This is a genomic window from Micromonospora sp. NPDC048930 (genome assembly GCF_043197935.1).
GTDB lineage: Bacteria > Actinomycetota > Actinomycetes > Mycobacteriales > Micromonosporaceae > Micromonospora.
The window spans coordinates 417,241-441,642 of the sequence record NZ_JBICUB010000007.1 but is presented as its reverse complement, the minus strand read 5'-3'; the positions used below and the strand labels follow the sequence as shown (position 1 = coordinate 441,642).

The following is a 24,402-nucleotide window of genomic DNA, read 5'->3' as shown; positions in this document are numbered from 1 at the left end:
CACGACCTGTCCGCCGCGGCCGCGGCGGTCGCGTCGAGCCGGTCGACGGGCACGCTGACCGCTCCCGCGCGCACCGGTCCGGAGGGGCGGGTCCGCATCGACCTGCCCCGGCTGCCGGCGCCCGGCGCGCTCTACCGGCGCGCCCTGCTCGGCGCGCTGCCCGGCACGGGTGGCCGGCGCGGCCGGGACGTGCCCGAGGTGGAGCTGTCTGTCACCGGGGTGACGGTGGACCGGGCCCACCTGGCCGACTACGACCGGGTCTGCGGGTTCCGGCTGGCCGACCGGCTGCCGGGGACGTACCTGCACGTGCTCGGCTTCCCGCTGGCGCTGCGGCTGATGACGGCGGCGGAGTTCCCCATCCCGCTGACCGGGGTGGTGCACGTGGCGAACCGGATCACCGTGCACCGGCCGGTGGAGGCCGGCGAGACCGTCGACTTCCGCACGTACGCCGAGAACCTGCGCCCGCACGAGCGGGGCCGGCAGCTCGACGTGGTGCTGGTCGGCTCGGTCGACGGCGAGGAGGTCTGGCGGGGCGTCTCGACGTATCTCGGCCGCGAGCGGACGGCGGGCGGCGGCCCGCGGCGCGACCGGGGTGACCGCCCGACCCCGCCGGCCTCGTCGGCGCACTGGCGGGTGACGCCGCGGGTCGGGACGGACTACGCCCGGGTCTCCGGCGACCACAACCCGATCCACACCTCGCGGCTGGGGGCGCGGCTGTTCGGCTTCCCCCGCCCGATCGCGCACGGCATGTGGAGCAAGGCGCGCTGCCTGGCCGCCCTGGAGAGCCGGCTGCCGGAGGCGTACACGGTGGACGTGGCGTTCAAGCTGCCGGTGCCGCTGCCGTCCACGGTGGCCTTCGGCGCCACCGCCGCCGGGACGGGCTGGGACTTCGCCCTGCACAGCGCGCGGGACGGGCGGCCGCACCTGGTGGGCACCGTCCGCTGAGGAAAGAGGGGCTTGGCGTACCCCTCTTTCGTGCGCTAAGTTGTTCTCAGATTGAGTTGTTCTCGAAGTGAGAGAGACGCCGTGAACGAGCAGGACTTCCTCGCCGCGTACGACCCCCGGGACTACCCGGCGGTCGCGGTCACCGTCGACGTGGTGGCGCTGACCATCCGCGAGGGCGCGCTGCACCTGCTGCTGATCCGCCGGGGCGCCCCGCCGTACGAGGGCCACTGGGCGCTGCCCGGCGGCTTCGTCCGCCCCGACGAGGACCTGGCCGCCGGCGCCCGCCGCGAGCTGGCCGAGGAGACGGGGCTCGGCGGCGAGCGGCTGCGCCGCGTACACCTGGAACAGCTCGGCAGCTACGGCGCTCCGGACCGGGACCCCCGGATGCGGATCGTCTCGGTCGCCCACCTGGCCTTCGCCCCCGATCTGCCCGACCCCGCCGCCGGCACCGACGCCGACGACGCGGTCTGGCTGCCGGTGACCGCGCTGACCAGCCGGCAGCTCGCCTTCGACCACGGCCGGATCATCGACGACGGCCTGGAGCGGGCCCGGTCCAAGCTGGAGTACACCCCACTGGCCACCCGCTTCCTCGAACCCGAGTTCACCATCACCGAGCTGCGGGCGGTCTACGAGACGGTCTGGGGGCACCCGCTGCACGCGGGCAACTTCCACCGCAAGGTGCTCTCCGTGCCGGGCTTCGTGGAGAGCACCGGCGCCAGCACCGAACGCGGCGGGGCGCGCGGCGGCCCCCGGGCCAAGCTCTACCGCGCCGGCGACGCCCGGCTGCTCCACCCGGCGCTGCTGCGCCCCGCCCGGGAGGAGACGGTGCGGTGAGGACCGAGAACCCCCGCACCTTCCGACCGTCCACCCTCAACCCGTAGGGAGGCTGCCATGGGCAGCGGAATCTGGTCCACCGACGTGTACGACGCCGCCGACCGCTACCGGCGGGCCACCGGAAAGAGTGCCTTCTCCTACAGCGACAGCGGGGCCCGGACGGTGCACCCCGCGCTCGACCCGCGCGGCGTCGTGCGGGAGAGCCGCGACTCCGCCGAGCACCCGGAGTCCACCGCCATCGCGGTCCTCTTCGACGTCACCGGCTCGATGGGGCACGTCCCCCGGGTGCTCCAGACCAAGCTGCCCCAGCTGCTCGGCCTGCTGCTGCGCCAGGGATACGCCCGCGACCCGCAGATCATGTTCGGCGCGATCGGCGACGCCACCTGCGACCGGGTGCCGTTGCAGATCGGCCAGTTCGAGTCGGACAACCGGATGGACGACGACCTCGGCCGGATCGTGCTGGAGGGTGGTGGTGGCGGCCAGATGACCGAGTCGTACGAGCTGGCCCTGTACTTCATGGCCCGGCACACGGTCACCGACTGCTGGGAGAAGCGGGGCCGCCGCGGTTACCTGTTCATCATCGGCGACGAGCTGGCGTACCCCCGGGTGAAGGCCCGTGAGGTGGCCCGGCGGATCGGCGACGACCTGCGCGAGGACCTGCCGGTACGGCAGATCGTCGACGAGGTGACCCGGCGCTGGGACACCTACTATCTGCTCCCCGCCGGCAGCGCGTACGCCGGCAACCGGCAGGTACTGGACTTCTGGCGCGGCCTGCTCGGGCAGCACGCGGTCGAGCTGGACGACCTGGACGCGGTCTGCGAGACCATCGCGCTCACCGTCGGGCTCGGCGAGCAGGCCATCGACCTGGACGAGGGGCTGCGCGACCTGGACCGGGCCGGCTCGACGGCCGGCCGGACGGTGTCCCGGGCACTGGCGAGGCTCGACGGCGGCCGGCGGACGTCGGTGGCGGCGCTGCCGTTCACCCCGACCGACGGCAGCGGGGGCACCCGGCGGTGAACCACGTGATCGTGGTCGACCTCGGCTACGGCGACGCCGGCAAGGGCACCGTCGTGGACCGGCTCTGCGCGAGCCGGCCGGTGCACACGGTGGTCCGGTTCAACGGGGGCGCGCAGGCGGCGCACAACGTCGTGCTGCGCGACGGGCGGCACCACACGTTCGCGCAGTTCGGTGCCGGGACGTTCCGTCCCGGCGTCCGTACCCACCTGTCGCGGCACGTGGTGGTGGACCCGCTGGCGCTGGCCGCCGAGGCCGACCACCTCACGTCCGTGGGCGTGCCCGACGCGCTGGACCGGCTGACGGTGGACGGCGAGGCGCTGCTGGCCACGCCGTACCACCGGGCCGCCAACCGGGCCCGGGAGATCGCCCGGGGAGCCGACCGGCACGGCTCCTGCGGGCTGGGGGTGGGCGAGGCCGTCGCGTACGGCCTCGCCCACCCCGAGGAGGCGCCCCGGGTGGCCGACTGCCGCCGCCCGGCCGTGCTGCGCCGCCGGCTCACCGCGCTGCGCGACCGGCTCACCGCCGAACTGGGCCCGCTGGACGCCCCGCCGGTCGAGGACTGCCTGCCCGCGTACGCCGGGTTCGCCGCGCGGGTGGCGATCGTCGACCGGACGTACCTGGCCGGGGTGCTGCGTGCGGGGACCTGCGTGTTCGAGGGGGCGCAGGGGGTGCTGCTCGACGAGTGGCACGGCTTCCACCCGTACACGACGTGGAGCACCACCACCTTCGCGAACGCCGAGGCGCTGCTGGCCGAGGCGGGCCTGGCCGGCACCGCGCAGCGGCTCGGGGTGCTGCGGGTGACCACCACCCGGCACGGCCCCGGGCCGCTGGTCACCGAGGACCCGGCGCTGCCCTTCACCGACCCGCGCAACCCGACCAACCCCTGGCAGGGCCGGTTCCGGTTCGGCCACTTCGACGCGGTGGCCCACCGGTACGCCCTCGACGTCGCGGGCGGCGTGGACGGCCTGGCCCTGACCCACCTCGACCTGGCCGGCCCCGGGCTGCGGATCTGCCACCGCTACGACACCCTCGACCGGCTCGTCCCCGGCCCGGCCGGCGACCTGGACCGGCAGGCCGCGCTCACCGCCCGCCTGCTGCGGGCCCGCCCGGTGTACGACGACCCGCCCGCCGACTGGCCTGCGGCGGTGGCGGCCGCGCTGGGCGTCCCGGTGGTGCTCACCTCGCACGGCCCGACCGCCGAGGACAAGGTCGAGGCCCTCCTCCCGGTGTGATCCGGTGACTCGGCCCGCGGCCGGTCGGCGAGCACGGAGCATGAGGGCATGGGGGACGTGCTCGACCTGCTGCAGCAGACGGTGACGTCGCCGTGGGTGTACCTGGTGATCATCGCGGTCACCGCGGTCGACGCGTTCTTCCCGGCGGTGCCCGGCGAGACCGTGGTGATCAGCGCCGCGGTCTTCGCCGCCGGCGGGGAACCGAACCTGCTCGCGGTGATCGTGGCCGCCGCGGTCGGCGCGCTGGTCGGCGACCACCTCTCGTACGCGATCGGGCGCGGCGGCGGCGCGCACCGGCTGGCCCGGCTGCCCGCCGACAGCCGGCGGCGGGCCGGTTCGGAGTGGGCCCGCCGGGCGGTGGACCGGCGCGGCGGGATCATCCTGACCACCGCCCGGTACGTCCCCGGCGGCCGGACCGCGGTCACCCTGACCATGGGCGCGGTCCGCTACCCGCTGCGCTGCTTCCTGATGTACGACGCGCTCGCCTGCGCCATGTGGGCCAGCTACTGCGGACTGCTCGGGTTCTTCGGCGGGCTGGCCTTCGAACACCACCCGGTCAAGGGTCTGTTTGCCGGCATCGGCCTCTCCCTGGCGGCGACGGGCCTGTTCGAACTGGCCCGCTGGTCCCGCCGCCGCGCCCGCACCCGCGCCGCCGTACGGCGGTGACCGCTGCGCCGGCAGCTCGCGCGGCTGGTGCGGGCCGCGATCGCCGCCGGACGCATTCACCGGGAAGCCCGGTCACTACCGCTCAGCCACCGCTGGGGCACCGTCCAGGTACGTCCGCAGCTGCCCGGCCTCGTCGGGGAGCCCGTACCCGTGCACCAGCATCCTGAGGTTGCCGAAGGACCGGCCGTTGATCAGCCAGGTGTCGGGCGAGCCGGCGAGCGTCGCGGCGAGCCGGCGCTGCGGCTCGGTCAGTGCCGCCGCCGGCGTGCCGGCCGGCAGTGGCCCCTCCGGGAACGCCAGCCGGAGCGCCTCCGCGACGACGGGCAACGCCTCCTCGCCGGAGGCGGTGGGAATCCGGCGCAGCAGGGCCTCGAAGCCCTGGCCGGCACGGTCGGGACCGAGTTGGCGCAGCGCCAGGGCCGCCAGCCCGGCAAGGTCGCCGTCGAGGAAGGGCACGCCGGTGGCCCGTCCCGACCGGCGCCCGGCCCAGGCGAGCAACTCCTGCACGGTCCCCTCGTCGGCGTCCCGGCCGAGAACGCGGGCCCGGCCGACCGCCGCACCCCAACGCACCTCGGGACGCGGGTCGGCGAGCAGCCCGGCGTCCGGTGCCTCGCCGAGCAGTCCGGCCGTGACGAGGGCGGTCGCCGCGATCGGCGGGTACTCGTCGTGCCGCAGGGCGGCGAGGACCGGCAGGGTGCCGGCGGCGTCCTCCGGGAACCAGGCCAGCGCGTACGCCGCACAGGCCCGCAACGGCGGCTCGGGCCGGGTCAGCAGGTCACGGAGGAGCGGGACACCCGCCCGCACCGCCTCCCACGCCACCAGGGCGACATGGGCGTCCAACCGGTGCTGGTCGTCCTCGGAGAGCGACTCCAGGTACGCGTAGTCGCCCTCGTCCTCGTCGAAGTCGTCGTCTCCCGGGCGGGGCGCGGCGGCCAACAGCGCCTCGCCGCCCGCCGCCGCCCGGCGCCACTCGGCGACCGGCAGGCCGTCGGGCAGCCAGTTCTCGTCGTAGCCGATGGCAATCGAGACCAGCAGCGCGAGCAGCTCGGTCGGTTCGGGAGTGGTCGGGTCGGCCAGCAGCTCCAGCAGGAACGGCACGGCGTACGCGCTGGCCTCGTACCGGCTGCCCTGATGGAAGATGTTGCCGTACAACTCGTAGCGGGCCCGGGCGCGGGTCTCCGGGTCAGCCGACGCGAGCGCCCGGATCTGGTCCGGTACGTCGTCCGCCGGGCCGTACGCGTGGCTCAGCCGGGACCAGTCGATGTCGTCGATACCGTTCAGCACGCGAGGATCGTGCCGTCCCGGTCCGACAAGTTCCCGTTCAGCCGGCCGGCGGACGCCAGGTGACGCCGCGCAGGAGCTGGTCGGCGCCGAGCCAGGCCACGTTCATCATCCGGGTGGCGGTCTTCTCCGGGTCGGCATCGGGGTGGTCGGCGAGCCAGTCGGCCAGCGACTCGGTGGCCCCCACCAGGGCGTACGCGACCACCTCCAGGTCGGTGGCGCGGACCTCGCGGCCCTTGGCCCGCAGCGCGTGGTCGAGCATGCCGGCGACCACCTCGACCAGCCGGCCGCGCATGGTGGCCAGCTCGGCGGCGAACGGCTGCTCGCCGCGGGCCTGCCGGTAGAGCACCGCCCAGCCGTCCCGGTGCGCGCCGACGAAGCCGAAGAAGGCGCGCAGCCCGCGCCAGAGCCGCTCGTCGGCGGGCAGGTCGGGGGCCGCCGCCCCGGCGATGGCCTCCATCATCCGGGTGCCCTCGCGGTGCAGGCAGGCGACGAAGAGCTCCTCCTTCGTCCCCAGGTACGCGTAGACCATCGGCTTGGAGATGCCGGCGTCGTCGGCGATCTCGTCCATGCTGGCCGCGTGGAAGCCCCGGCGGGAGAAGACCCGGACCGCCGCGTCGAGCATCTGCTGCTCCCGTACGGCCCGGGGCAGGCGCTTGAAGGTGGGTGTGCTGGACACCCTTGCGAGCATACCTACTCGTGCGTAAGGTTACGCGAGAGTAACCAAAGTCGGCCCGCTCCGAGAGGTGCATCCCCCATGACTGACTTCGACCCGGCCAACTTCGCGAACGTCGGCCCCAAGGAGTTCGCGCAGCTGGTCAAGTCCACCCCCGACGACAAGATCGCCGAGATCATGTCGGGCGACCTGCGCGGCAAGGTACTGAGCGAGGTCTTCAACCGGATGCCGACGCTGTTCCGCGCCGACCGCGCCGGCTCGACCAACGCGGTCATCCACTGGAACATCACCGGTCGCCCGGACGGCGGCACCGACACCTACGAGATCGTCATCGAGAACGGCACCTGCGCCGTCTCGGAGACCCCGACCCGGGACCCGAAGCTGAGCCTCACCATGGGCCCGGTCGAGTTCCTGAAGATCGTCTCCGGTGGCGCCAACCCGGTCATGATGTTCATGACCGGCAAGCTGAAGGCCAAGGGCGACCTGGGTCTGGCGGCCAACATCGCCAACCTGTTCGACATCCCCAAGGCCTGACCATGGCCGAGTTCTCGCTCGACCTGAACGAGGAACAGCGGGACCTTCGCGACTGGGTGCACGGCTTCGCCGCCGAGGTCGTGCGCCCGGCCGCGGCCGAGTGGGACGCCCGGGAGGAGACTCCCTGGCCGATCATCCAGGAGGCCGCGAAGGTCGGCCTCTACGGCTTCGAGTTCCTCGCCACCTGCTGGGCCGACCCGACCGGGCTCTCCCTCCCGATCGCCAGCGAAGAGCTCTTCTGGGGCGACGCCGGCATCGGCCTCAGCATCTTCGGCACCTCCCTCGCGGTCGCCGCCATCTACGGCGCCGGCACTCCGGACCAGCTCGTCGAGTGGGTGCCGCAGTGCTTCGGCGACGTCGACCAGCCGGCCGTCGCCGCGTTCTGCACCACCGAGCCGGAGGCCGGCTCCGACGTCGGCTCGATGCGGACCCGCGCGGTCTACGACGAGGCCACCGACGAGTGGGTGCTGAACGGGCAGAAGGCGTACGCCACCAACGGCGGGATCGCCGGGGTGCACGTGGTCACCGCGTCGGTCGAGCCCGAGCTGGGCTCGCGCGGGCAGGCCGCGTTCGTCGTACCGCCGGGGACGGCGGGGCTCAGCGCCACCCGCAAGCTCCGCAAGCTCGGGCTCCGCGCGTCGCACACCGCCGACGTCTTTCTCGACGATGTACGGGTGCCGGGGCGCTGCCTGCTCGGCGGCAAGGAGGCCCTGGACGAGCGGATCGCCCGGGCCCGGTCCGGGCAGCGCGCCTCCGGCCAGGCGGCGATGCGGACGTTCGAACTGTCCCGCCCGACCGTCGGCGCCCAGGCGCTCGGCGTGGCCCGCGCCGCGTACGAGTACGCCCTGGACTACGCGAAGGAACGGGTCCAGTTCGGCCGGCCGATCATCGAGAACCAGGCGGTCGCGTTCGCGCTCGCCGACATGAAGATGGAGATCGACGCGGCCCGGCTGCTGGTCTGGCGGGCCTCCTGGATGGGCCGGAACAACCGGCCGTTCAGCGCCGGCGAGGGCTCGATGTCCAAGCTCAAGGCCGGCGAGGTGGCCGTGTCGGTCACCGACAAGGCGGTCCAACTCCTCGGCGGCGCCGGCTTCCTGCGCGACCACCCGGTCGAGCGCTGGTACCGGGACGCCAAGATCTACACCATCTTCGAAGGAACCTCCGAGATCCAGCGGCTGGTCATCTCCCGGGCCATCTCCGGGATGCAGATCCGCTGATCGCCGGCGGACCCCGACCCGACCCGCGACCGCGCCCGCCGTGCCGGGCGGTACGTCCGTCGCGGGTCGGGCCGCCGGTCCTCTCTCACCGTCCGTAAGGGTCACGACACCACGGGGTGTCCGCAAGCTGGGCAGATACTCCGCCGGCTGGGCTCCCCGCCACTCCGGGTGCATGATCGGGAGAAACTCTCGCGAAGGAGGGCCGCGGCTTGGACCTGCCGTTCATCGTCGCCACGCTGACCCGACGCGGACTGCTCACCCCAGGCCGCCCGATCCGGGTCGCCTCCCAACTCAACGCGCTACGCCGGTGGGGCTGGAGCCTTGCCGGTGAGCTGCGCCAGGCCGCCGCTCGTGACCCGGGGCGTACCGCCGTCATCGACGAGCAGGGCACCACGCTGACGTACCAGGAGCTGCTGGACCGGGCGGAACGGCTGGCCCGGTCCATGCGGGCCGTCCTCGGCGTGCAGTCCGGCGACCGGGTCGGGGTGCTCTGCCGCAACCACCACGGGCTCATCGAGGCGATCGTGGCGGCGATGCTGCTCGGTGCGGACGCCGTCCTGGTCAACACCGGACTCTCCGCGGCGCAACTCGCCACCGTCGCCGAGGAGCAGCGGCTCCGGGTGCTGGTGCACGACGCCGAGTTCGCCGAGCGGCTCCTCGGCTTCCCCGCCGACGTGCAGCGGGTCGACGAGCGCGGGCAGGAGGAGCTGATCGCCGGCGCGCTCCCCGGGGACCAGCTCCAGCCGCCGGACCGGGACGGCCGGACCATCGTGCTCACCTCCGGCACCACCGGCGCCCCCAAGGGCGCCCGGCGCCCCACGCCGAACGGGTTCGGCCCGCTGGTGTCCATCATCGACCGCATCCCGCTGCACGCCCGGGACACCGTGCTGATCGCCGCGCCGATCTTCCACACCTGGGGGTACGCCGCCCTCCAGGTGTCGTTCGCGCTGCGCGCCACGATCGTGCTGCACCGGCGGTTCGACCCGGCCGCCACGCTCGCCGCCCTGACCGCCCACTCCTGCGACGCGCTCTTCGCCGTACCGGTGATGTTGCAACGGCTGATGGAGGTGCCGCCGCCGGAGCAGCGCCCGCCGCTGAAGGTGGTGGCGGTCAGTGGCTCCGCGCTCCCCGGCGGTCTCGCCACCGCGTTCATGGACCGCTACGGCGACGTCGTCTACAACCTCTACGGCTCGACCGAGGTCTCCTGGGCGTCCATCGCCGGCCCGGCGGACCTGCGGCAGGCGCCCACCACCGCCGGCCGCCCGCCGCACGGGACCCGGTTGGAGATCCTCGACGAGGCCGACCAGCCGGTCCGGAACGGGCAGGTCGGGCGGATCTTCGTGGGCAACGAGATGCTCTTCGAGGGGTACACCTCCGGGGCCACGCGGGAGAGCCACGACGGCCTCCTCGACACCGGCGACCTGGGCCGGCTCAACGCCGACGGCCTGCTCTTCGTCGACGGGCGGGCCGACGACATGATCGTCTCCGGCGGGGAGAACGTCTTCCCCTCCGAGGTGGAGGACCTGATCGCCCGGCTCCCCCAGGTACGCGAGGTCGCCGTGATCGGCGTACCGGACGCGGACTACGGCCAGCGGCTGGCCGCGTTCCTCGCCCTGCACCCCGGCGAGCGACTCGACCCGGAGGCGGTACGCGAGTACGTCCGGCACTACCTGGCCCGCTTCTCGGTGCCGCGCGACGTGGTCTTCGTGAAGTACCTGCCGCGCAACGCCACCGGCAAGGTGCTCAGCCGCGAGCTGCGCCGCTACTACGGCTGAACCGGCAGGGGGTGCGCGGTGGGCACCCCCGGTCAGGGATAGAGGGTCAACCCGGGCGACAGGGCGGCGGCGGCAAGCTGGTTCATGGTGAGCAGCGGCGCGTCAGCTGTCTTCGTGCTCACCATCTGTCCGCCCACCACCTCGTTGCGGAAGTTGTTGGTGATGACCCACACCGTGGTCCCATCCGGGCGCGCCAGCCACAACGACAGCTGCACCTGACCCGGCCCCGCATCCATGCGGCTCTGCGCCGCCACCGAGCCGTCCTGGTAGTGGACGATCTCGCAGTCCCCCGGCTTCATCCAGCGTGAGCAGTCGGGGAGGGTCCCGTCCTGGGCGCTCGGCCTCACGTTGAGCGAGAACAGGCCGCGCTCCTTGCCCCGCCGCAGCGCCGCGCCGACGTCGTACTCCTGGTAGCGGGGGTGGTACTGGAACTGCGGCTTGGCGCAGCCCGGTTGCAGTGACTCGGCGCGTACGCCGGCGGGCAACCATCGGCGCAGGCCGTCGCGAAACGCCCCGGTCAGCCGCGCGACGGCCGCGGCCGGATCCTCCGTCGGCCGGGGACGCACCGTGTCGTACGTCTCGAGTGGCGTCTGCGGACCGCTCGGTTTCGGGGTCACCCCGGTGCAGAGACGCACCCCGGTGGAGGGAGCGACGGCGGTCGTCGGCCCGACGGCCGGCGCCGCCAGAGGTCCCGGCGCTCCGGCGAAGAGGGTGGGGGTGGTGATGGCGACCGCAGCGACGGCTGCCGCCGCACCGGTCGCGCTCAGGACCCACGATCGGTGTCGACGGCGACGCAGCTCGGACCGGATCAGGTGATCGACGTCGATCCGGGTCGGCGGCGCGTCGATCACGGCGGCCTGCAGCTGGTTCGAGATCTCATTCATCGGTACGTGCCTCCCGAATTGTGGCCGGAACGCCGAGGAGCCGGTCCCGGAGCGCGTCGATCGCCCGCGCCGCCTGGCTCTTCACGGTCCCCGGACTGCAGCCGAGCTCGCGAGCGGTCTCCTCGACGGAGAGGTCGCAGAAGTAGCGGAGCACGAGCACCGCCCTGCGGCGCGGGGGCAGCTCGGCGAGCAGGGCGAGGATGGCGAGGCGCTCCGCCGTGCAGTCCGTGTCCGCGCGGACGGCAGTGTCCGGCACCTCCGCCCACGCCGACTCCCGCCGCCACGGCCGGCGGCGCTCGTCCAGCCAGACGCGCAGCAAGGTACGCCGCACGTACGCGTCGGGGCTGTCCATGGCGGACACCCGCCGCCAGTGCCGCAGCAGCTTGACCAGCGCCGTCGACACCAGATCGTCGGCGGTGTGCCAGTCGCCGCAGAGCAGGTACGCCGTCCGGCGCAGCGGCTCCAGCCGCGCGCCCACGTACTCGCGGTAGCCCTCGATGTCGACCGGCAATCCCGCCACCCCCTCACCTCACCGCTTGAACGGAAGCGGTGGCGTTCGGGGTTGCCCGGGCCGGCCGGAAATCCTGGTGCCGGTCATCGCTGCCGCGTTGCGGCTGCTCTGAGCAGGGCCCGGGAGGTCCCGGTCGCCGCGCGGCGCCGGGACGTCGCCGGGTCAGCCGGGGATGGCGATCCGGCCCTCGACCGCGCCGGCGGCGATGTCGGAGCGGTGGTGCGAGCCGGCCAGCTCGATGCCGCGTACCAGGGTGTAGGCGGCGTCCCGCGCGGCGGCCAGGTCGGGGCCGGTGGCCGTGGCGCAGAGGACCCGGCCCCCGGCGGAGCGCAGCGTGCCGTCGGCGTCCCGGCGGGTGCCGGCGTGGATGACGCCCGGCTGGTCCGCGCCGGTGATCGGGTCGCCGGTGCGCGGGGCCGCCGGGTAGCCCTCGGCCGCCACCACGACGGTGACCGCGGCACCGTCCCGCCAGCGCAGCGGCGGGTGCGTCGACAGCGTGCCGGTGGCGGCGGCATGCAGCAGCCCGGCCAGCGGGGTCTCCAGCAGCGCGAGGACGACCTGGGTCTCCGGGTCGCCGAACCGGGCGTTGAACTCGATCACGCGGGGGCCCGCGGCGGTGATCGCCAGGCCGACGTAGAGCAGGCCGGCGAACGGGGTGCCCCGGCGGCGCAGCTCGGCGAGCGTCGGGTGCACGACGTCGCGCATCACCTCGTCGACCAGCCCCGGCGGCGCCCAGGGCAGCGGCGCGTACGCCCCCATGCCGCCGGTGTTCGGGCCGTTGTCGCTGTCGCCGACCCGCTTGAAGTCCTGCGCCGGCAGCAGCGGCAGCGCGGCCTCGCCGTCAGTGACCACGAAGAGGGAGACTTCGGGGCCGGCCAGGTACTCCTCGATCACCACCCGGCCGCACTCCGCCGCGTGCTGCTCGGCGACCGCCCGGTCGCTGGTGACCACGACGCCCTTGCCGGCGGCGAGCCCGTCGTTCTTCACCACGTACGGCGCCCCGAACTCGTCCAGCGCCTTCGCGACGCTCTCCGGGTCGGTGCAGGTGTACGCCCGCGCCGTCGGTACGCCGGCGGCGGTCATCACGTCCTTGGCGAACGCCTTCGAGCCCTCCAGCCGGGCCGCCTCGGCGGACGGGCCGAACGCCGGGACGCCCTTGGCGCGTACCGCGTCGGCGACCCCGGCCACCAGCGGCGCCTCTGGGCCGATCACCACCAGGTCGGCCGCCACCTCGACGGCGAGCGCCGCCACAGACGCCGGATCGGTCGGGTTCACCTCCCGCAGCTCGGCGACGCCCGCGATGCCCGGATTACCCGGCGCCGCGACCAGCGCCTCGACGGACGGATCGGCAGCCAGCCCGAGCGCGAGCGCATGCTCCCGCCCCCCACCACCCACAAGAAGTACCCGCACGACCCCGCATCCTACTGACCACCCCACCCACCCCTGTTGATCAAGGAGTTTGCGTCTCATTTTCGGCTTCGGGAGACGCAAACTCCTTGATCAACGACTTCTGCGCAGGGCCCGTCTGACGGTTTGGGGGATGTAGTCGGGGCGGAGGGTGTCGGTCCAGGTGAAGCGGAGGACCATCCAGCCGGCGTTGATCAGGCGGTTCTGCCTCAGGCGGTCCTCGTAGAGGGCCATCGGTGTGCGGTGCGGGCCTCTGCCGTCGGCCTCGGCGATCACCCGTGCGCCGCGCCAGCCCAGGTCACCGATGCCGAGCAGGTAGCCGTCGTCGTCGCGTACCTCGAGTTGCAGCACGTCAGGCCGCACCCCACCATCCACGCACCGCAGCCGCGCTCGGGTCTCCAGTGGCGACTGCGCGCGGCCGTCCGCTTCTGCCAGGTGACGTCTCGCCACGACCGCACCGCGCCGGCCGGCGATGAGCGCCTGCACCAGCGACAGGTCGTGCTCGGTCAGAAGTCGCCGATTGAGCGCGGAGTCGATGACACACACCGCCGGATAGCGGGCCGCCCGCAGAATGACGTCGGCCACGGTACGGACCGCGGTGGTGACCTGCACGCCGTCGACCGCGCAGACGTCGTCGGGACCGAGGGTGAGCTGGTGCACGACGAGGTTCGGATCGGCGCGGCGCTGCATCGTGGGGCGATCCGCCGGCACGGAGACGTGGATGGCACCCGTGGCCCGGAGGCCGCCGATCCGGTGCAGCTCGGCAGCGGTGTCGAGGACCGCCACCGCGCCAGGCCCCAGACTGGTGACGGCGGCACGGATCCGCGCCCGGCGCGGCGCTGCCACCTGAGCCTCAGGGGCCGGGACGAAACAGCCGCGAGCAACCCGGGTCCACTTCCCGGACCGCGCCAGATGCCGAATCTGGTCCCGGGTGAACCCCAGCCGCAACGCCTGGCCGGCCGTCACGACCCCGTCCTGCTCGCCAACCAGGCGCCTCAAGCCGTCGACATCAACCACCCACCCACCCTGACGCCCCCACCACCCACTCACCACCCCCTGTGGACAACCCGCCCACCAACGAGCTTGATCAAGGAGTTTGCGTCTGATCCAGGCTGAATCCAGACGCAAACTCCTTGATCACCAAGGTTGCCTGTGGGGAGGGGTTAGGGGAGGAGGGGGTGGCGGACTACGTTTTCTTCGCGGCCGGGGCCTACGCCTACGACGCTGACGCGGGTGCCGGTCAGTTCTTCGATGCGGGCGATGTAGCGGCGGGCGTTCTCCGGGAGGTCGTCCTCGGTCCTCGCCTTGGTGATGTCCTCCCACCAGCCGTCGAGCTCTTCGTAGATCGGTGTGGCGTGGTGGAAGTCGGTCTGGGTCATCGGCATGTCGTCGTGCCGCACGCCGTTGATCTCGTAGCCGACGCAGATCGGGACCTTGGGCAGGCCGGTGAGCACGTCGAGCTTGGTGACCACCAGATCCGTGACGCCGTTCAGGCGGGACGCGTACCGGGCGACGACGGCGTCGAACCAGCCGGCGCGGCGCTGCCGGCCGGTGGTGGTGCCGTACTCGTGGCCGATCTTGACCAGGTGCTGGCCGTTGTCGTCGAAGAGTTCGGTGGGGAACGGGCCGGCGCCCACCCGGGTCGTGTACGCCTTGCTCACCGCGATGACCTTGGTGATCGCGGTCGGCGGGATGCCCGCGCCCACGCACGCCCCACCGGCCGTGGGGTTCGACGAGGTGACGAAGGGGTACGTGCCGTGGTCCATGTCGAGCATGGTGGCCTGGGCGCCCTCCAGCAGCACGGTCTCGCCGCGGTCCAGCGCGTCCCAGAGCATGGCCCGGGTCTCCGCGATGTACGGCGTGAGCCGCTCGGCGTAGCCCAGGTACTCCTCGATCGTCGCGTCGACGTCGATCGCCTTGCGGTTGTAGACCTTGAACAGCACCTGGTTCTTCTCGCGGAGCGTCAGCTCCAGCTTCTTGCGCAGGATGCCGGGGTCGAGCAGGTCCTGTAGCCGGATGCCCATCCGGGCGACCTTGTCGCCGTACGCGGGACCGATGCCCCGGCCGGTGGTGCCGATCCGGGAGCTGCCGAGGTAGCGCTCGACCACCCGGTCCAGCGCCCGGTGGTGCGGCATGATCAGGTGCGCGTCGCCGGAGATGCGCAGCCGGGAGACGTCCACGCCCCGCTCGGCGAGGCCGTCGATCTCCTCCAGCAGCACCTTGGGGTCGACCACCACGCCGTTGCCGATGACGATCATCGCGTTCGGCGAGAGCGCGCCGGACGGCATGAGGTGCAGCGCGTACTTCTGGCCGTCCGGGGTGATCACGGTGTGACCGGCGTTGTTGCCGCCGGAGTAGCGCACGACGTAGTCGACCCGCTCACCCAGCAGGTCGGTAACCTTGCCCTTGCCCTCGTCGCCCCACTGGGCGCCGAGGAGCACGATCGCTGGCATCTTCTCCGCCTCCAGAAGGCTCGGGTGCCAGGTGGCGACCGGTCAGCGAGCCCGGGGTGTCAGGCTAACAAGTAGTGACGGCGGGACCGGCAGGGGTTCGTCGAGAAGCAGGAGGCTCCTTCGTGTACGACGTGGTGCTGCTCACCCTCGGCTCGGAGCGGGACGCTTCCGGCGGGGGCTGCGGCAGCGGTGGAGCCTGCTGCGGTGGCGCCGCCGAGGCGGCCGGCGAGAAGTCCGAGGAGCGCTGCGAGACGCCGCGCGTACCGGTGCTGGCCTGCGCGGACGCGCTGACCGCCCGGGGGGCCCGGGTGGAGACCGTCACCGCCCGCTCGGACGCCGAGATCGACGAGGTGCTGGCCCGGCTCGACGGGCCACCGCGCGCGGACGGTCTCACCTGGCCGGACCCGGACTCCAAGACCCGGCTCGTGGTCGCTACGGCCAGTGACGGACAGTTACGCGCCGTGCTGCGCCGGCTGGTCCGGCGGTACGCCCCGCCGCCCAGCCGCCGGCCGGACGACCTGCCCGGCAACCGCACGGTCCCCGACCTGCCGCCGGTCGGCGTACTCCCGCTCGACCCGGCCCGGACCGGCCCGGCGCGGGACCTGGCCGCGCAGCTCGGGCTGCCCCGCGACCCGGCGGCGGTGGCCGCGGCGGTGCTGGACGGTACGCCCCGCCGGCTCGACCTGCTGCGCAACGACGGCGGCTCGGTGACCCTGGACGGCGCGCTGCTCGGCGCGGCCGACGACGCGGGCCGGCCGCTGCACTGGCGGGCCCGGGTCGAGGTGGACGACGCCGTCCTCTCCCACGGCGACGACCCGATCCTGGCCTGCGCGATCGGCAACGCCGGCGGGTACGCCCGGCTGGACGACGTGACGCTGCTGGCGGACCCGGACCCGGCGGACGGCCGGGTAGAGGTGGCGGTGGCCGTCTCCGTGGTCACCCGGTCCGCGTTGGGCAGGAAGAAGGTACGACTCGAGGTGCGCCGCGCCCGGGGCCGGGCGGTGGCCGTCGTACCGCGCGACGCGAAGGTGCCCTTCCTCGACGACGGCGTCGAGGGCGAGCTGGGCCGGAAGCGGTCCTGGTGGATCGAACCAGGTGCCTGGGCGGTCTGGACGTCCTGACCTCCGTCGATCTCCCGTCGGTCCGCCCGGCCAGCCGGACGGCCTATCCTCGGCGGGAGGAAGGGGGAGGAACCGTGGTGCACGAGAACGCTGACCGGGCCCACGTGCCCGGTCAACCGCAGGTGCCGGAGCGGGACATCGAACCGCTCTGGCCGCCCGAGCAGACCGACCCGGCGACCACCCCGCCGTGGGCGACGCCCGCCCAACCCGGCGCGCCCACCTGGCCGATCCCGGCCACCTCCGCCACACCCCCGTCCATCCCCTGGCCGCCGCCGGCCGCCCCGGCCGCCGAGTCGCCCCCGCAGCAGCCGGCCACCGCCGACCCGGGACCGGCCGAGGTACGACCGGATGTGCACGTACCGGCACCGCGGGCGGCGCGGCCGGCGGTGGATCTCGACCTCCCCTTCACCCTCGACCAACCGCCCGCACCGACGGCCGGGAGGGACACGCCGCCCCCGACCCAGCCGGCAACCCCGGACGGCCCGCCATCAGGCGGCGCGATGACAGGCGGCGCGATGACAGGCGGCCCGACCGCAGGCGGCCCGACCCCGGACGGCGCGACCCCGGACGTCCCGACCGCAGGCGTCGCGGCGAAGGACGGTGCTTCGGCAGAGGCGGCGGGCGGCTCCCACCAGGCCGGCGGCGCGACGGCCAATGGCAGGTCCGAATCGCCCTGGTCGCAGCCGCCGCAGCGGGCGGCCGCACCCGAGCCGTCGAGCGGGCCGGCGACCAGCACCGACCCCGGGCCTCCCGAACCGCCCACCGCCCCGCCGCCCCCGCCCGGGCCGGAGGCCCCGGCGCCGGTCCATGCCGGCACCGGGCCCGGTCCGGCCGAGGCATTCGGCGACGAGGCGACCCCCACGCCGGCCGGTCCGGAGACCGAAGCGCCCGAGGCCACCCCGGCACCGCCGCGGCTCGGGCCGTTCCCGCCCGCGCCGGGTGTGCCGCTCCAGCAGCCGGCGTACGGAAACGGGTACCCGCCGGCGCCCGCCGGCTACGGGCAGCCGGGCTACCCGGGTGATTCGGCGTACCCGCCACCGCAGGCGGCCGGGCCCGCACCGGGCTGGTACCCGCCCAACTGGCCCCAGGCAGGCAACCCGCAGCAGTCGGGCAGCCCCGAGCCGCCGCGGCAGCCGGCCGCGCCCCCGCCCGAGCAGCCGACGCCGGGCGCCTACCCGGACCCGGCCTGGACAGCCGAGACCGGGGCGACGCCGACCGCGGAGGACTTCGCCCGGCGCCGCCAGGCCAAGCCGGCCGATCCGGTGGCCACCATGGGCGTACGTGCGGTGGTCAACAAGATCGGCCTGGTCCGGCTCCCACCGGGGCGGCACGAGCAGGAACTGAAGCGGGATATCGAGATGGTCCGCCGCAACTTCGGCGGACTGCGCCAGGTGACCGTGGTCAACCCGAAGGGCGGCGCCGGCAAGACCGTCGCCATCCTGCTGCTCGCGATGACCTTCGGCCAGAAGCGCGGCGGGTACGTGCTGGCCTGGGACAACAATGAGACCCAGGGCACCCTGGGCATGCGGGCCCAGCAGGACTTCCACTCCCGTACGGTCCGGGACATGCTGCGCGACCTGGCCCAGTTCCAGGGGCCGCACGGCCGGGTCGGCGACCTCTCGCAGTACGTCCGCTCGCAGGGCGAGGGGATGTTCGACGTGCTCGCGTCCGACGAGTCGGCCACCGGGGGCGAGATGCTCACCGCCGCCGCGTTCGCCGAGATCCGCGAGGTGGTCAGCCGCTTCTACAAGCTGATCTTCGTGGACACCGGGAACAACGTCCGGGCGCAGAACTGGCAGGCCGCGATGGACGCCACCGACCAGCTCGTGGTCACCATGTCGGCCCGGAACGACTCGGCGGAGACCGCCGCCCGGATGCTCGACCACCTGGAGCAGAGCGGCCGGCAGCGGCTGGTCCGGCAGGCGGTGACGGTGGTGTCGATGCCGCCGTCGCGCAAGGAGATCGACCTGCCGGCGATCCAGGCGCACTTCGCCGCCCGTACCCGGGCGGTGCTGCTGGCACCGTACGAGCGGCTCATCGACACCGGCGAGCCCATCCGGTACGGCCAGCTCTCCTCGGCCACCCGGGACGCCTGGCTCAAGATCGCCGCAGCGGTGGCGGAAGGGCTGTAGCGGCACGCGCGACGGCCGGCCCACGGCGGGCCGGCCGTCGGGTCACGGCGTCAGCGGCTGGCGAGGGCGTCCGCCGCAGCCGGGTCGCAGTCGCGGAGGAACTGGGCGCAGCGCGCCGCCTCGTCCGCCTCGCCGATCTCGCCGGCCGCGCGGGAGAGCACGTAGAGGCAACGGAGGAAGCCCCGGTTGGGCTTGTGCGACCAGGGCACCGGACCGTGCCCCTTCCAGCCGCTGCGCCGCAGCTGGTCCAGGCCCCGGTGGTAGCCGGTACGCGCGTACGCGTACGCCAGGATGACCTGGCCCGCGGCGAGCGCCCGGGCGGCCAGCGCACCCCAGGCCGCGCTGTGGCTCGGGAAGCGGGCCGCGACGTCGGCGAACGCCTCGTCGGTGTCCTGCTCGGCGGCGGCGGCCAGCGCGGCGTCGGCCTCCTCGTGCGCGGGCAGGAGAGTGGCCGGTGGCTCAGGCAACAGGTTCTGCATCGTCCCATTCAACCCGCTTCGCCGTCCGGTACGCGAGAGACTCCGCCGAGCCGCTCGGCTGAACGGCTGAGGGTTTCGTCACGCCTGCGGCCCGCAACCCACGTACCTGCGGCCCGTCGGCCACGTACCTGCGGCCCGCCGCCCGGTACCGGCGGCCCATGCCACGCGGAGATGTTTTCCACTACAACTAATGGTCCGGAGCCTCCCCAGGACCCGGTTACGCAGGAGCCCGGCGGCCTGGCTGCCGGGCTCCTGTCGTACCGGGGCGTGCCGGCCGGTGGTTTGCCGGCTTGCCCGGCACGGGCAGGATGATCTGGTGCCGACCCCACCTCCCGCGGACGTCATCGAGCCGCACGACACCAGCATCGACGAGATCGAGACCCGGGCCGAGTTCGACCGGCGGATGGCCGAGGGCAGCCTCGCCGGCCTGACCGTGCAGGGCCTCCGCCTGGACCTCGATCCCGTTCCCGACCTGCGCGACGTCGAGGTCGCCGGCGCCCTCTTCGTGGGGTGCCGGTTCACCGACCGGGAGGTCGGCGCGGACCTCGTCCGCCGCGGGGCCAACGTGGTCCCGCCCTTCTCCGGACTGCCCTACCCGACCCAGCCGTCGCACCTCTACACCGCCGACGACCTGGCCGCCGGCTTCGCCGAGGGTGGCTTCGCCGGGATGTACGACACCCGGGTGTACGCGCACTTCCGGGCGCACGGCGGGGCGCTGCCGGACGTCCGTGAGGCGCTCGGCCAGCGGCTGCACGACCACGGGGTGGACAACGCCCTGGCCGATGCCACCCGGACCTGGTTGGCGGTGCACGGGCCGCAGTCCGTGGTGGGCGTGATGGGCGGCCACGCGGTGCCGCGCGGCAGCGCCGCGTACCGGATGGCGGCGGTGCTGGGCTGGGAGCTGGCGCGGGCCGACCGGCTGGTGGTGACCGGCGGCGGTCCGGGCGTGATGGAGGCGGCCAACCTGGGCGCGTTCCTGGCGGCCTGGCCGGCGGAGGAGCTGACCGCGGCGATCGACCTGCTCGCCACCGCGCCGGACTTCACCGACCACGACCGCTACACCGAGGCGGCGCTGCGGGTCCGGCAGAAGTACGTGGCGGGCCCCACCCTGCCCACCCCGCGTCCGGCCGCCGCCGGCACCGAGTGGGCCCGCTCCGGCGGCCTGGCCATCCCCACCTGGCTGTACGGGCACGAGCCGGCGAACCTCTTCGCCGGGCGGATCGCCAAGTACTTCTCCAACGCCATCCGCGAGGACACCATCCTCCGGCTGGCCCGGGGCGGGATCGTCTTCGCACCCGGCCGCGCCGGGACGGTGCAGGAGGTGTTCCAGGCGGCCACCAAGACCTACTACGGCACCGACGGGGCGAGCGGGGCGTACATCTTCCTGGACCGGACGTACTGGACCACCGAGCTGCCGGTCGAGGCGCTGCTGCGCCCCCTGTTCGCCGCCTCCCCGTTCGGTGACCTGTCGGCCACGGTGCACCTCACCGACGACGTCCGCGAGGCGGTCCGGGTGCTGACCGCCGGCTGAGACGCGCGGAGGCCGGCTCCCCGGGCGGGGAGCCGGCCTCCGGCCGAGCGGATCGTTACTTGTTCATGGTGGTGCCGGTGGAACGCAGCGCCTCGCAGGCCTCGACGACCCGGGCGGCCATGCCGGCCTCGGCGGCCTTGCCCCAGACCCGCGGGTCGTACATCTTCTTGTTGCCGACCTCGCCGTCGACCTTGAGCACGCCGTCGTAGTTACGGAACATGTGGTCCGCCACCGGCCGGGTGAAGCAGTACTGGGTGTCGGTGTCGATGTTCATCTTCACCACGCCGTAGTCCAGCGCCTCGCGGATCTCCGACAGCAGCGAGCCGGACCCGCCGTGGAAGACCAGGCTGAGCGGCTTCTCCTTGCCGTGCTTGGCGCCGACCGCCACCTGGATGTCGTGCAGCACCTCGGGGCGGAGCTTGACGTTGCCCGGCTTGTAGACGCCGTGCACGTTGCCGAAGGTCAGCGCCGCCATGTAGCGGCCCTTCTCGCCGAGGCCGAGCGCGTCGACCATGGCCAGACCGTCATCGACGGTGGTGTAGAGCTTCTCGTTGATGGCGTTCTCGACGCCGTCCTCCTCGCCGCCGACCACGCCGACCTCGATCTCGAGGACGATCTTGCCCTTGGCGGCCTCGGTGAGGAGCTGCTCGGCGATCTCCAGGTTCTCCGCCACCGGCACGGCCGAGCCGTCCCACATGTGCGACTGGAACAGCGGCTCCTCGCCGCGCTTCACCCGCTCCTGGGAGATGCCCATCAGCGGCCGGACGAACTTGTCCAGCTTGTCCTTCGGGCAGTGGTCGGTGTGCAAGGCGATGTTCACCGGGTAGTTCTTCGCCACCTCGCGGGCGTACAGGGCGAAGGCGGTGGCGCCGGTGACCATGTCCTTCACCGACGGGCCGGAGAGGTACTCGGCGCCGCCGGTGGAGACCTGGATGATGCCGTCGCTCTCCGCGTCGGCGAAGCCCTTGAGCGCCGCGTTCAGCGTCTGCGACGAGGTCACGTTGATCGCGGGGTACGCGTAGTGGCCGGCCTTGGCCCGGTCCAGCATCTCCGCGTAAGCCTCGGGGGAAGCGATGGGCATGTCGAACGCTCCTTACTTACCGCTGTCGGCCGTGCAGGCCGCTGTCTTCCTTGGGTGCGCCGGACCGCGCTGTCCACCGCGGGCAGTATCCCGTAGGCGGCGGCGACGGGCACAACCGACCCGGAAACGGCTCGCTCCGCTCACTCACGGGCGTTCCAGGCGGTCCGGCACCACGACGCTGATCAGCCAGCTCACCACCGCCATGACGATGGCGCCCCAGAAGGCAGCCCAGAAGCCGTCGACGTGGAACGGCAGGTGCAGTTGACGGGCGATCCAGTCGGTGAGCAGGAACAGCAGGGCGTTCACCACGAGGGCGAAGAGACCGAGCGTGAGCAGGTAGAACACGCAGCCGAACACCTTGATCACCGGCTTGAGCACCGCGTTGACCACGCCGAAGATGAGCGCCACCACGATCAGCGTGAGCGCCGTGTTCGTTCCGTTCCGGCCGGTCACCTCCACCCCGGGGACGATCAGCGTGGTGATCCACAGCGCGATCGCGGTGATCGCCAGTCGGATCAGGAAGCCCACGCCACCATCCTGGCACCGGGCGCACCGCCCGGAGGGACAATCCGCCGACTCCGCGCGGTCGCCGCCACGGTTCGGCTCGCCACCGAGCGGGGGGCGGCACCAGCCCGTACGGTGTGGTGGTGACTGTCCGCACCGAGATCCAGGGAGGGACGATGGGTCAGCCCGACGAGGACTTCGCCCCGAGCGACCACCTCGCTCCGGAAGAGCGGGACCTGGAGGCGGAGCCGGCCGACGCGGTCGAGCAGGCGGTGACGGTCGGCCCCGAGGACGGCGACGGTGAGCCGCACCGCGGCCTGGAGGTCGACGACTGGGACGCGATGGAACAGGCCCGGGTGGTCGCCGCCGACGAGGACGACTACCGCTGACGCGGCGGGGAGGGGCGGTCGCCGCCCCTCCCCCCGTCAGCGCAGCCTGGTCACCTGCCCGGGGTGGGCGGTGACCCACTCGCCCAGCCGGTCGGTGCGCAGCGCGTCGAGGAAGCCCGGCCCGAGGGCCGGATCGAGTCGGAAGCGGACGTCCCCCGGCTTCTCCCCGTGCGTGCCCGGCGGGAGGAGCCCGACCGGCTCCGCGCCCGCCGCCTTCGCGGCCGCCAGCCCCAGTGCCGGCAGGGAGCTGTCGCCGGTGTCGGCGACCACCCCGGAGCTGAGGTGCTGGAGCAGCTGGTTGAGCACGACCGGATTGGTGAACGTGTCCCGCTCCTGGAGCCGGCGCAGCAGGCCGGCCGCGTACCGCTCGGCGTTCCGGTCCCGATCCAGGGCAAAGTCCGGCAGGTCGACCCGCTGGCGGAGCAGGTCCACCGAGGCGCTGCCGTCCAGCCGCTGGCAGCCGGGCGGGAAGACCCGGTCGGTGTGCACCGATCGGACCCGCTGCGGCAGGCAGACCTGCACGCCGCCGATCGCGTCGGTGAGCTTGCGCACCGCCGGGTAGGTGAGCACCCCGCCGGCGTCGATCCGTACGTCGAGGGCGTCCGCCACCGCGTCCCGAGTGGCCCGGTACCCCCGGTCGAGGTCCGGGTGCGGCTGGCCGGCGCCGAACGAGAAGGCCGCGTTGAGGTGCTGCGTGCCCCGGCCGGGGACGGTGACCTCCAGGTAACGCGGCAGCGAGACCAGGTAGAGCCGGCTGCGGTCGGCCGGGATGTGCACCAGCAGGACCGAGTCGGCGAACCGGGCCTGCCGCTCGGCGTTCCCGTCCACACCGACGAGCAGCACGTTCAGCGCCCCGCTGGGCGTCGGCGGTGCCGACTCACCCAGCGGATGGGCGGCCTCCGGCTGCCGCGGCACCATCGCCGTGAAGCCGGTCAGGGTGGCGGCGGCCACCGCCAGTGCCGTACCGGCGAGCCGGAGCCGGAGGCGGCGCCGCCGGCGCCGGACCACGGTCCGGTCGATGGCGGTGCGGAGCGGGCCGGTCGGCGGAGTGAGTGCCTCGTGCCGCGCGAAGGCCGCCCGCAGGTCGTCCTCGATCATCAGTGAACCTCCACGTACTCGGCTCGGAGGGTGGCCAGCGCCCGGGAGATGCAGGACCGGACCGTGCCGACGGCGCAGCCGAGGATCTCGGCGATCTCCGCGTCGGGCAGGTCCTCGTAGTAGCGGAGCACCAGCGTGGCGCGCTGCCGGCGGGGCAGCCGGGACAGCCAGGACCAGACCTGGTCCCGGTCCACGGCGGACTGCGCGTGGTCGCTCGGCGCCGGCACCGCCTCGTCCGGCTCGCCGCGCAGCAGCACCCGGCGCGCCCACGACCCCCGCCGCCAGTCGATGAACTGGTTGGTGAGCATCCGGCGGACGTACCGCTCGGGGGCGTCGCTGCGGGCGACCCGCCGCCAGTTCAGCTGGACCCGCACCATGGTCTCCTGCACCAGGTCCTGCGCCTGGTGCGGATCCCCGGTCAACATGACCGCGTACCGCAGCAGGGCGCCCAGCCGCGCGTCCGCGAACTCCTCGTACGTCACTGCACCTCCCGGTGTCCCGCCCTGTTGACGGGTGCGGGCCGGTGGAACATTGCGACGACCTCGCTCGTCCGTTCGGTCAATATCCGCTCTTCACGGCCGTCCCGGGCAGCGCCGTGCCTTAGGGGATCTTTAAGCTCCACGGGCCGCACCTGG

General features: G+C 73.6%; 24 protein-coding genes. 12 read left to right on the top strand and 12 right to left on the bottom strand.

What is annotated here, in order from left to right; genetic code table 11:
• Positions 1 to 54 precede the first annotated feature (54 nt).
• The 5 genes from ACGFI9_RS21185 (at position 55) to ACGFI9_RS21165 (ending at position 4,694) form a co-directional block, all read left to right on the top strand.
• The gene (locus ACGFI9_RS21185; RefSeq protein WP_393180170.1) at positions 55 to 945 is read left to right on the top strand and encodes a MaoC/PaaZ C-terminal domain-containing protein; all 891 of its coding nucleotides are present in this window, start codon (positions 55 to 57) and stop codon (positions 943 to 945) included.
• A gap of 81 nt (positions 946 to 1,026) precedes the next feature.
• Positions 1,027 to 1,779 (top strand): NUDIX domain-containing protein, encoded by a 753-nt coding sequence (locus ACGFI9_RS21180; protein ID WP_393180080.1) that lies wholly within the window; start codon positions 1,027 to 1,029, stop codon positions 1,777 to 1,779.
• 57 nt (positions 1,780 to 1,836) lie between these two features.
• Positions 1,837 to 2,796: a hypothetical protein gene (locus tag ACGFI9_RS21175; RefSeq protein WP_393180078.1), complete on the top strand. Its 960-nt coding sequence runs from the start codon at positions 1,837 to 1,839 to the stop codon at positions 2,794 to 2,796.
• Entirely contained in the window at positions 2,793 to 4,028 is a 1,236-nt protein-coding gene (locus ACGFI9_RS21170; protein ID WP_393180076.1) for an adenylosuccinate synthetase, read from the top strand. Before ACGFI9_RS21175 ends, ACGFI9_RS21170 begins: the two co-directional genes overlap by 4 nt.
• Before the next feature lie 48 nt (positions 4,029 to 4,076).
• Positions 4,077 to 4,694 carry a DedA family protein gene (locus ACGFI9_RS21165; RefSeq protein WP_393180074.1) on the top strand — a complete coding sequence of 206 codons (618 nt, stop codon included), beginning with the start codon at positions 4,077 to 4,079 and terminating at the stop codon, positions 4,692 to 4,694.
• Positions 4,695 to 4,769: 75 nt separating this feature from the next.
• On the opposite strand, the gene ACGFI9_RS21160 is transcribed toward ACGFI9_RS21165, so the two are convergent.
• Together ACGFI9_RS21160 and ACGFI9_RS21155 are read right to left on the bottom strand one after the other, a co-directional pair.
• On the bottom strand, positions 4,770 to 5,978 hold the full coding sequence (locus ACGFI9_RS21160; RefSeq protein ID WP_393180073.1) for a HEAT repeat domain-containing protein: 1,209 nt from the start codon (positions 5,976 to 5,978) through the stop codon (positions 4,770 to 4,772).
• Between the two features lie 37 nt (positions 5,979 to 6,015).
• On the bottom strand, positions 6,016 to 6,654 hold the full coding sequence (locus ACGFI9_RS21155; RefSeq protein ID WP_393180071.1) for a TetR/AcrR family transcriptional regulator: 639 nt from the start codon (positions 6,652 to 6,654) through the stop codon (positions 6,016 to 6,018).
• A gap of 78 nt (positions 6,655 to 6,732) precedes the next feature.
• On the opposite strand from ACGFI9_RS21155, the gene ACGFI9_RS21150 reads away from it, so the two are divergent.
• The 3 genes from ACGFI9_RS21150 to ACGFI9_RS21140 all read left to right on the top strand — a co-directional run bounded on the left by ACGFI9_RS21150 (position 6,733) and on the right by ACGFI9_RS21140 (position 10,177).
• Positions 6,733 to 7,185, top strand: a complete 453-nt coding sequence (locus ACGFI9_RS21150) for an SCP2 sterol-binding domain-containing protein (protein WP_393180069.1) — start codon at positions 6,733 to 6,735, stop codon at positions 7,183 to 7,185.
• 2 nt (positions 7,186 to 7,187) lie between these two features.
• Entirely contained in the window at positions 7,188 to 8,402 is a 1,215-nt protein-coding gene (locus tag ACGFI9_RS21145) for an acyl-CoA dehydrogenase family protein (protein WP_393180068.1), read from the top strand.
• A 209-nt stretch (positions 8,403 to 8,611) separates the two neighbouring features.
• The gene (locus ACGFI9_RS21140) at positions 8,612 to 10,177 is read left to right on the top strand and encodes an AMP-binding protein (RefSeq protein ID WP_393180066.1); all 1,566 of its coding nucleotides are present in this window, start codon (positions 8,612 to 8,614) and stop codon (positions 10,175 to 10,177) included.
• A 32-nt stretch (positions 10,178 to 10,209) separates the two neighbouring features.
• On the opposite strand, the gene ACGFI9_RS21135 is transcribed toward ACGFI9_RS21140, so the two are convergent.
• The 5 genes from ACGFI9_RS21135 to ACGFI9_RS21115 form a co-directional block, all read right to left on the bottom strand.
• Positions 10,210 to 11,061, bottom strand: a complete 852-nt coding sequence (locus ACGFI9_RS21135) for a hypothetical protein (RefSeq protein ID WP_393180065.1) — start codon at positions 11,059 to 11,061, stop codon at positions 10,210 to 10,212.
• Positions 11,054 to 11,572, bottom strand: a complete 519-nt coding sequence (locus ACGFI9_RS21130; protein WP_393180168.1) for a SigE family RNA polymerase sigma factor — start codon at positions 11,570 to 11,572, stop codon at positions 11,054 to 11,056. The genes ACGFI9_RS21135 and ACGFI9_RS21130 overlap by 8 nt, the downstream gene beginning before the upstream one ends.
• A 162-nt stretch (positions 11,573 to 11,734) precedes the next feature.
• Positions 11,735 to 12,982 carry a phosphoribosylamine--glycine ligase gene (purD, locus tag ACGFI9_RS21125; protein ID WP_393180063.1) on the bottom strand — a complete coding sequence of 416 codons (1,248 nt, stop codon included), beginning with the start codon at positions 12,980 to 12,982 and terminating at the stop codon, positions 11,735 to 11,737.
• A gap of 90 nt (positions 12,983 to 13,072) precedes the next feature.
• Complete coding sequence (locus ACGFI9_RS21120; protein ID WP_393180061.1) at positions 13,073 to 14,107, bottom strand: type IV toxin-antitoxin system AbiEi family antitoxin domain-containing protein; 1,035 nt, start codon at positions 14,105 to 14,107, stop codon at positions 13,073 to 13,075.
• Between the two features lie 35 nt (positions 14,108 to 14,142).
• Positions 14,143 to 15,432: an adenylosuccinate synthase gene (locus tag ACGFI9_RS21115; RefSeq protein WP_393180060.1), complete on the bottom strand. Its 1,290-nt coding sequence runs from the start codon at positions 15,430 to 15,432 to the stop codon at positions 14,143 to 14,145.
• 122 nt (positions 15,433 to 15,554) lie between these two features.
• Here ACGFI9_RS21115 and ACGFI9_RS21110 point away from each other — a divergent pair, with 122 nt between their 5' ends.
• Together ACGFI9_RS21110 and ACGFI9_RS21105 are read left to right on the top strand one after the other, a co-directional pair.
• Entirely contained in the window at positions 15,555 to 16,553 is a 999-nt protein-coding gene (locus ACGFI9_RS21110; RefSeq protein ID WP_393180058.1) for a hypothetical protein, read from the top strand.
• 74 nt (positions 16,554 to 16,627) lie between these two features.
• The gene (locus ACGFI9_RS21105) at positions 16,628 to 18,685 is read left to right on the top strand and encodes a chromosome partitioning protein (protein WP_393180056.1); all 2,058 of its coding nucleotides are present in this window, start codon (positions 16,628 to 16,630) and stop codon (positions 18,683 to 18,685) included.
• 50 nt (positions 18,686 to 18,735) lie between these two features.
• On the opposite strand, the gene ACGFI9_RS21100 is transcribed toward ACGFI9_RS21105, so the two are convergent.
• The gene (locus ACGFI9_RS21100) at positions 18,736 to 19,164 is read right to left on the bottom strand and encodes a DUF3151 domain-containing protein (protein WP_393180054.1); all 429 of its coding nucleotides are present in this window, start codon (positions 19,162 to 19,164) and stop codon (positions 18,736 to 18,738) included.
• A 316-nt stretch (positions 19,165 to 19,480) separates the two neighbouring features.
• On the opposite strand from ACGFI9_RS21100, the gene ACGFI9_RS21095 reads away from it, so the two are divergent.
• Complete coding sequence (locus ACGFI9_RS21095; protein WP_393180052.1) at positions 19,481 to 20,695, top strand: LOG family protein; 1,215 nt, start codon at positions 19,481 to 19,483, stop codon at positions 20,693 to 20,695.
• Positions 20,696 to 20,750: 55 nt separating this feature from the next.
• Here the strand turns inward: ACGFI9_RS21095 and fbaA are convergent, their stop codons facing one another.
• The gene (gene fbaA, locus ACGFI9_RS21090; protein ID WP_393180051.1) at positions 20,751 to 21,776 is read right to left on the bottom strand and encodes a class II fructose-bisphosphate aldolase; all 1,026 of its coding nucleotides are present in this window, start codon (positions 21,774 to 21,776) and stop codon (positions 20,751 to 20,753) included.
• A 144-nt stretch (positions 21,777 to 21,920) separates the two neighbouring features.
• The gene (locus ACGFI9_RS21085; protein ID WP_393180049.1) at positions 21,921 to 22,304 is read right to left on the bottom strand and encodes a phage holin family protein; all 384 of its coding nucleotides are present in this window, start codon (positions 22,302 to 22,304) and stop codon (positions 21,921 to 21,923) included.
• A 152-nt stretch (positions 22,305 to 22,456) separates the two neighbouring features.
• On the opposite strand from ACGFI9_RS21085, the gene ACGFI9_RS21080 reads away from it, so the two are divergent.
• Positions 22,457 to 22,669: a hypothetical protein gene (locus ACGFI9_RS21080; protein ID WP_393180166.1), complete on the top strand. Its 213-nt coding sequence runs from the start codon at positions 22,457 to 22,459 to the stop codon at positions 22,667 to 22,669.
• A 36-nt stretch (positions 22,670 to 22,705) separates the two neighbouring features.
• Here ACGFI9_RS21080 and ACGFI9_RS21075 read toward each other — a convergent pair whose 3' ends face one another.
• Together ACGFI9_RS21075 and ACGFI9_RS21070 are read right to left on the bottom strand one after the other, a co-directional pair.
• Positions 22,706 to 23,767 (bottom strand): LCP family protein, encoded by a 1,062-nt coding sequence (locus ACGFI9_RS21075; protein WP_393180047.1) that lies wholly within the window; start codon positions 23,765 to 23,767, stop codon positions 22,706 to 22,708.
• Entirely contained in the window at positions 23,767 to 24,249 is a 483-nt protein-coding gene (locus ACGFI9_RS21070) for a SigE family RNA polymerase sigma factor (RefSeq protein WP_393180045.1), read from the bottom strand. Before ACGFI9_RS21070 ends, ACGFI9_RS21075 begins: the two co-directional genes overlap by 1 nt.
• Positions 24,250 to 24,402 lie beyond the last annotated feature (153 nt).

Coding starts and splice junctions, on each gene's coding strand:
- ACGFI9_RS21075 (WP_393180047.1), bottom strand. CDS start 23,767: ATGATCGAGGACGACCTGCGGGCGGCCTTCGCGCGGCACGAGGCACTC.
- ACGFI9_RS21165 (WP_393180074.1), top strand. CDS start 4,077: ATGGGGGACGTGCTCGACCTGCTGCAGCAGACGGTGACGTCGCCGTGG.
- ACGFI9_RS21115 (WP_393180060.1), bottom strand. CDS start 15,432: ATGCCAGCGATCGTGCTCCTCGGCGCCCAGTGGGGCGACGAGGGCAAG.
- ACGFI9_RS21100 (WP_393180054.1), bottom strand. CDS start 19,164: ATGCAGAACCTGTTGCCTGAGCCACCGGCCACTCTCCTGCCCGCGCAC.
- ACGFI9_RS21145 (WP_393180068.1), top strand. CDS start 7,188: ATGGCCGAGTTCTCGCTCGACCTGAACGAGGAACAGCGGGACCTTCGC.
- ACGFI9_RS21135 (WP_393180065.1), bottom strand. CDS start 11,061: ATGAATGAGATCTCGAACCAGCTGCAGGCCGCCGTGATCGACGCGCCG.
- ACGFI9_RS21175 (WP_393180078.1), top strand. CDS start 1,837: ATGGGCAGCGGAATCTGGTCCACCGACGTGTACGACGCCGCCGACCGC.
- fbaA (WP_393180051.1), bottom strand. CDS start 21,776: ATGCCCATCGCTTCCCCCGAGGCTTACGCGGAGATGCTGGACCGGGCC.
- ACGFI9_RS21150 (WP_393180069.1), top strand. CDS start 6,733: ATGACTGACTTCGACCCGGCCAACTTCGCGAACGTCGGCCCCAAGGAG.
- ACGFI9_RS21080 (WP_393180166.1), top strand. CDS start 22,457: ATGGGTCAGCCCGACGAGGACTTCGCCCCGAGCGACCACCTCGCTCCG.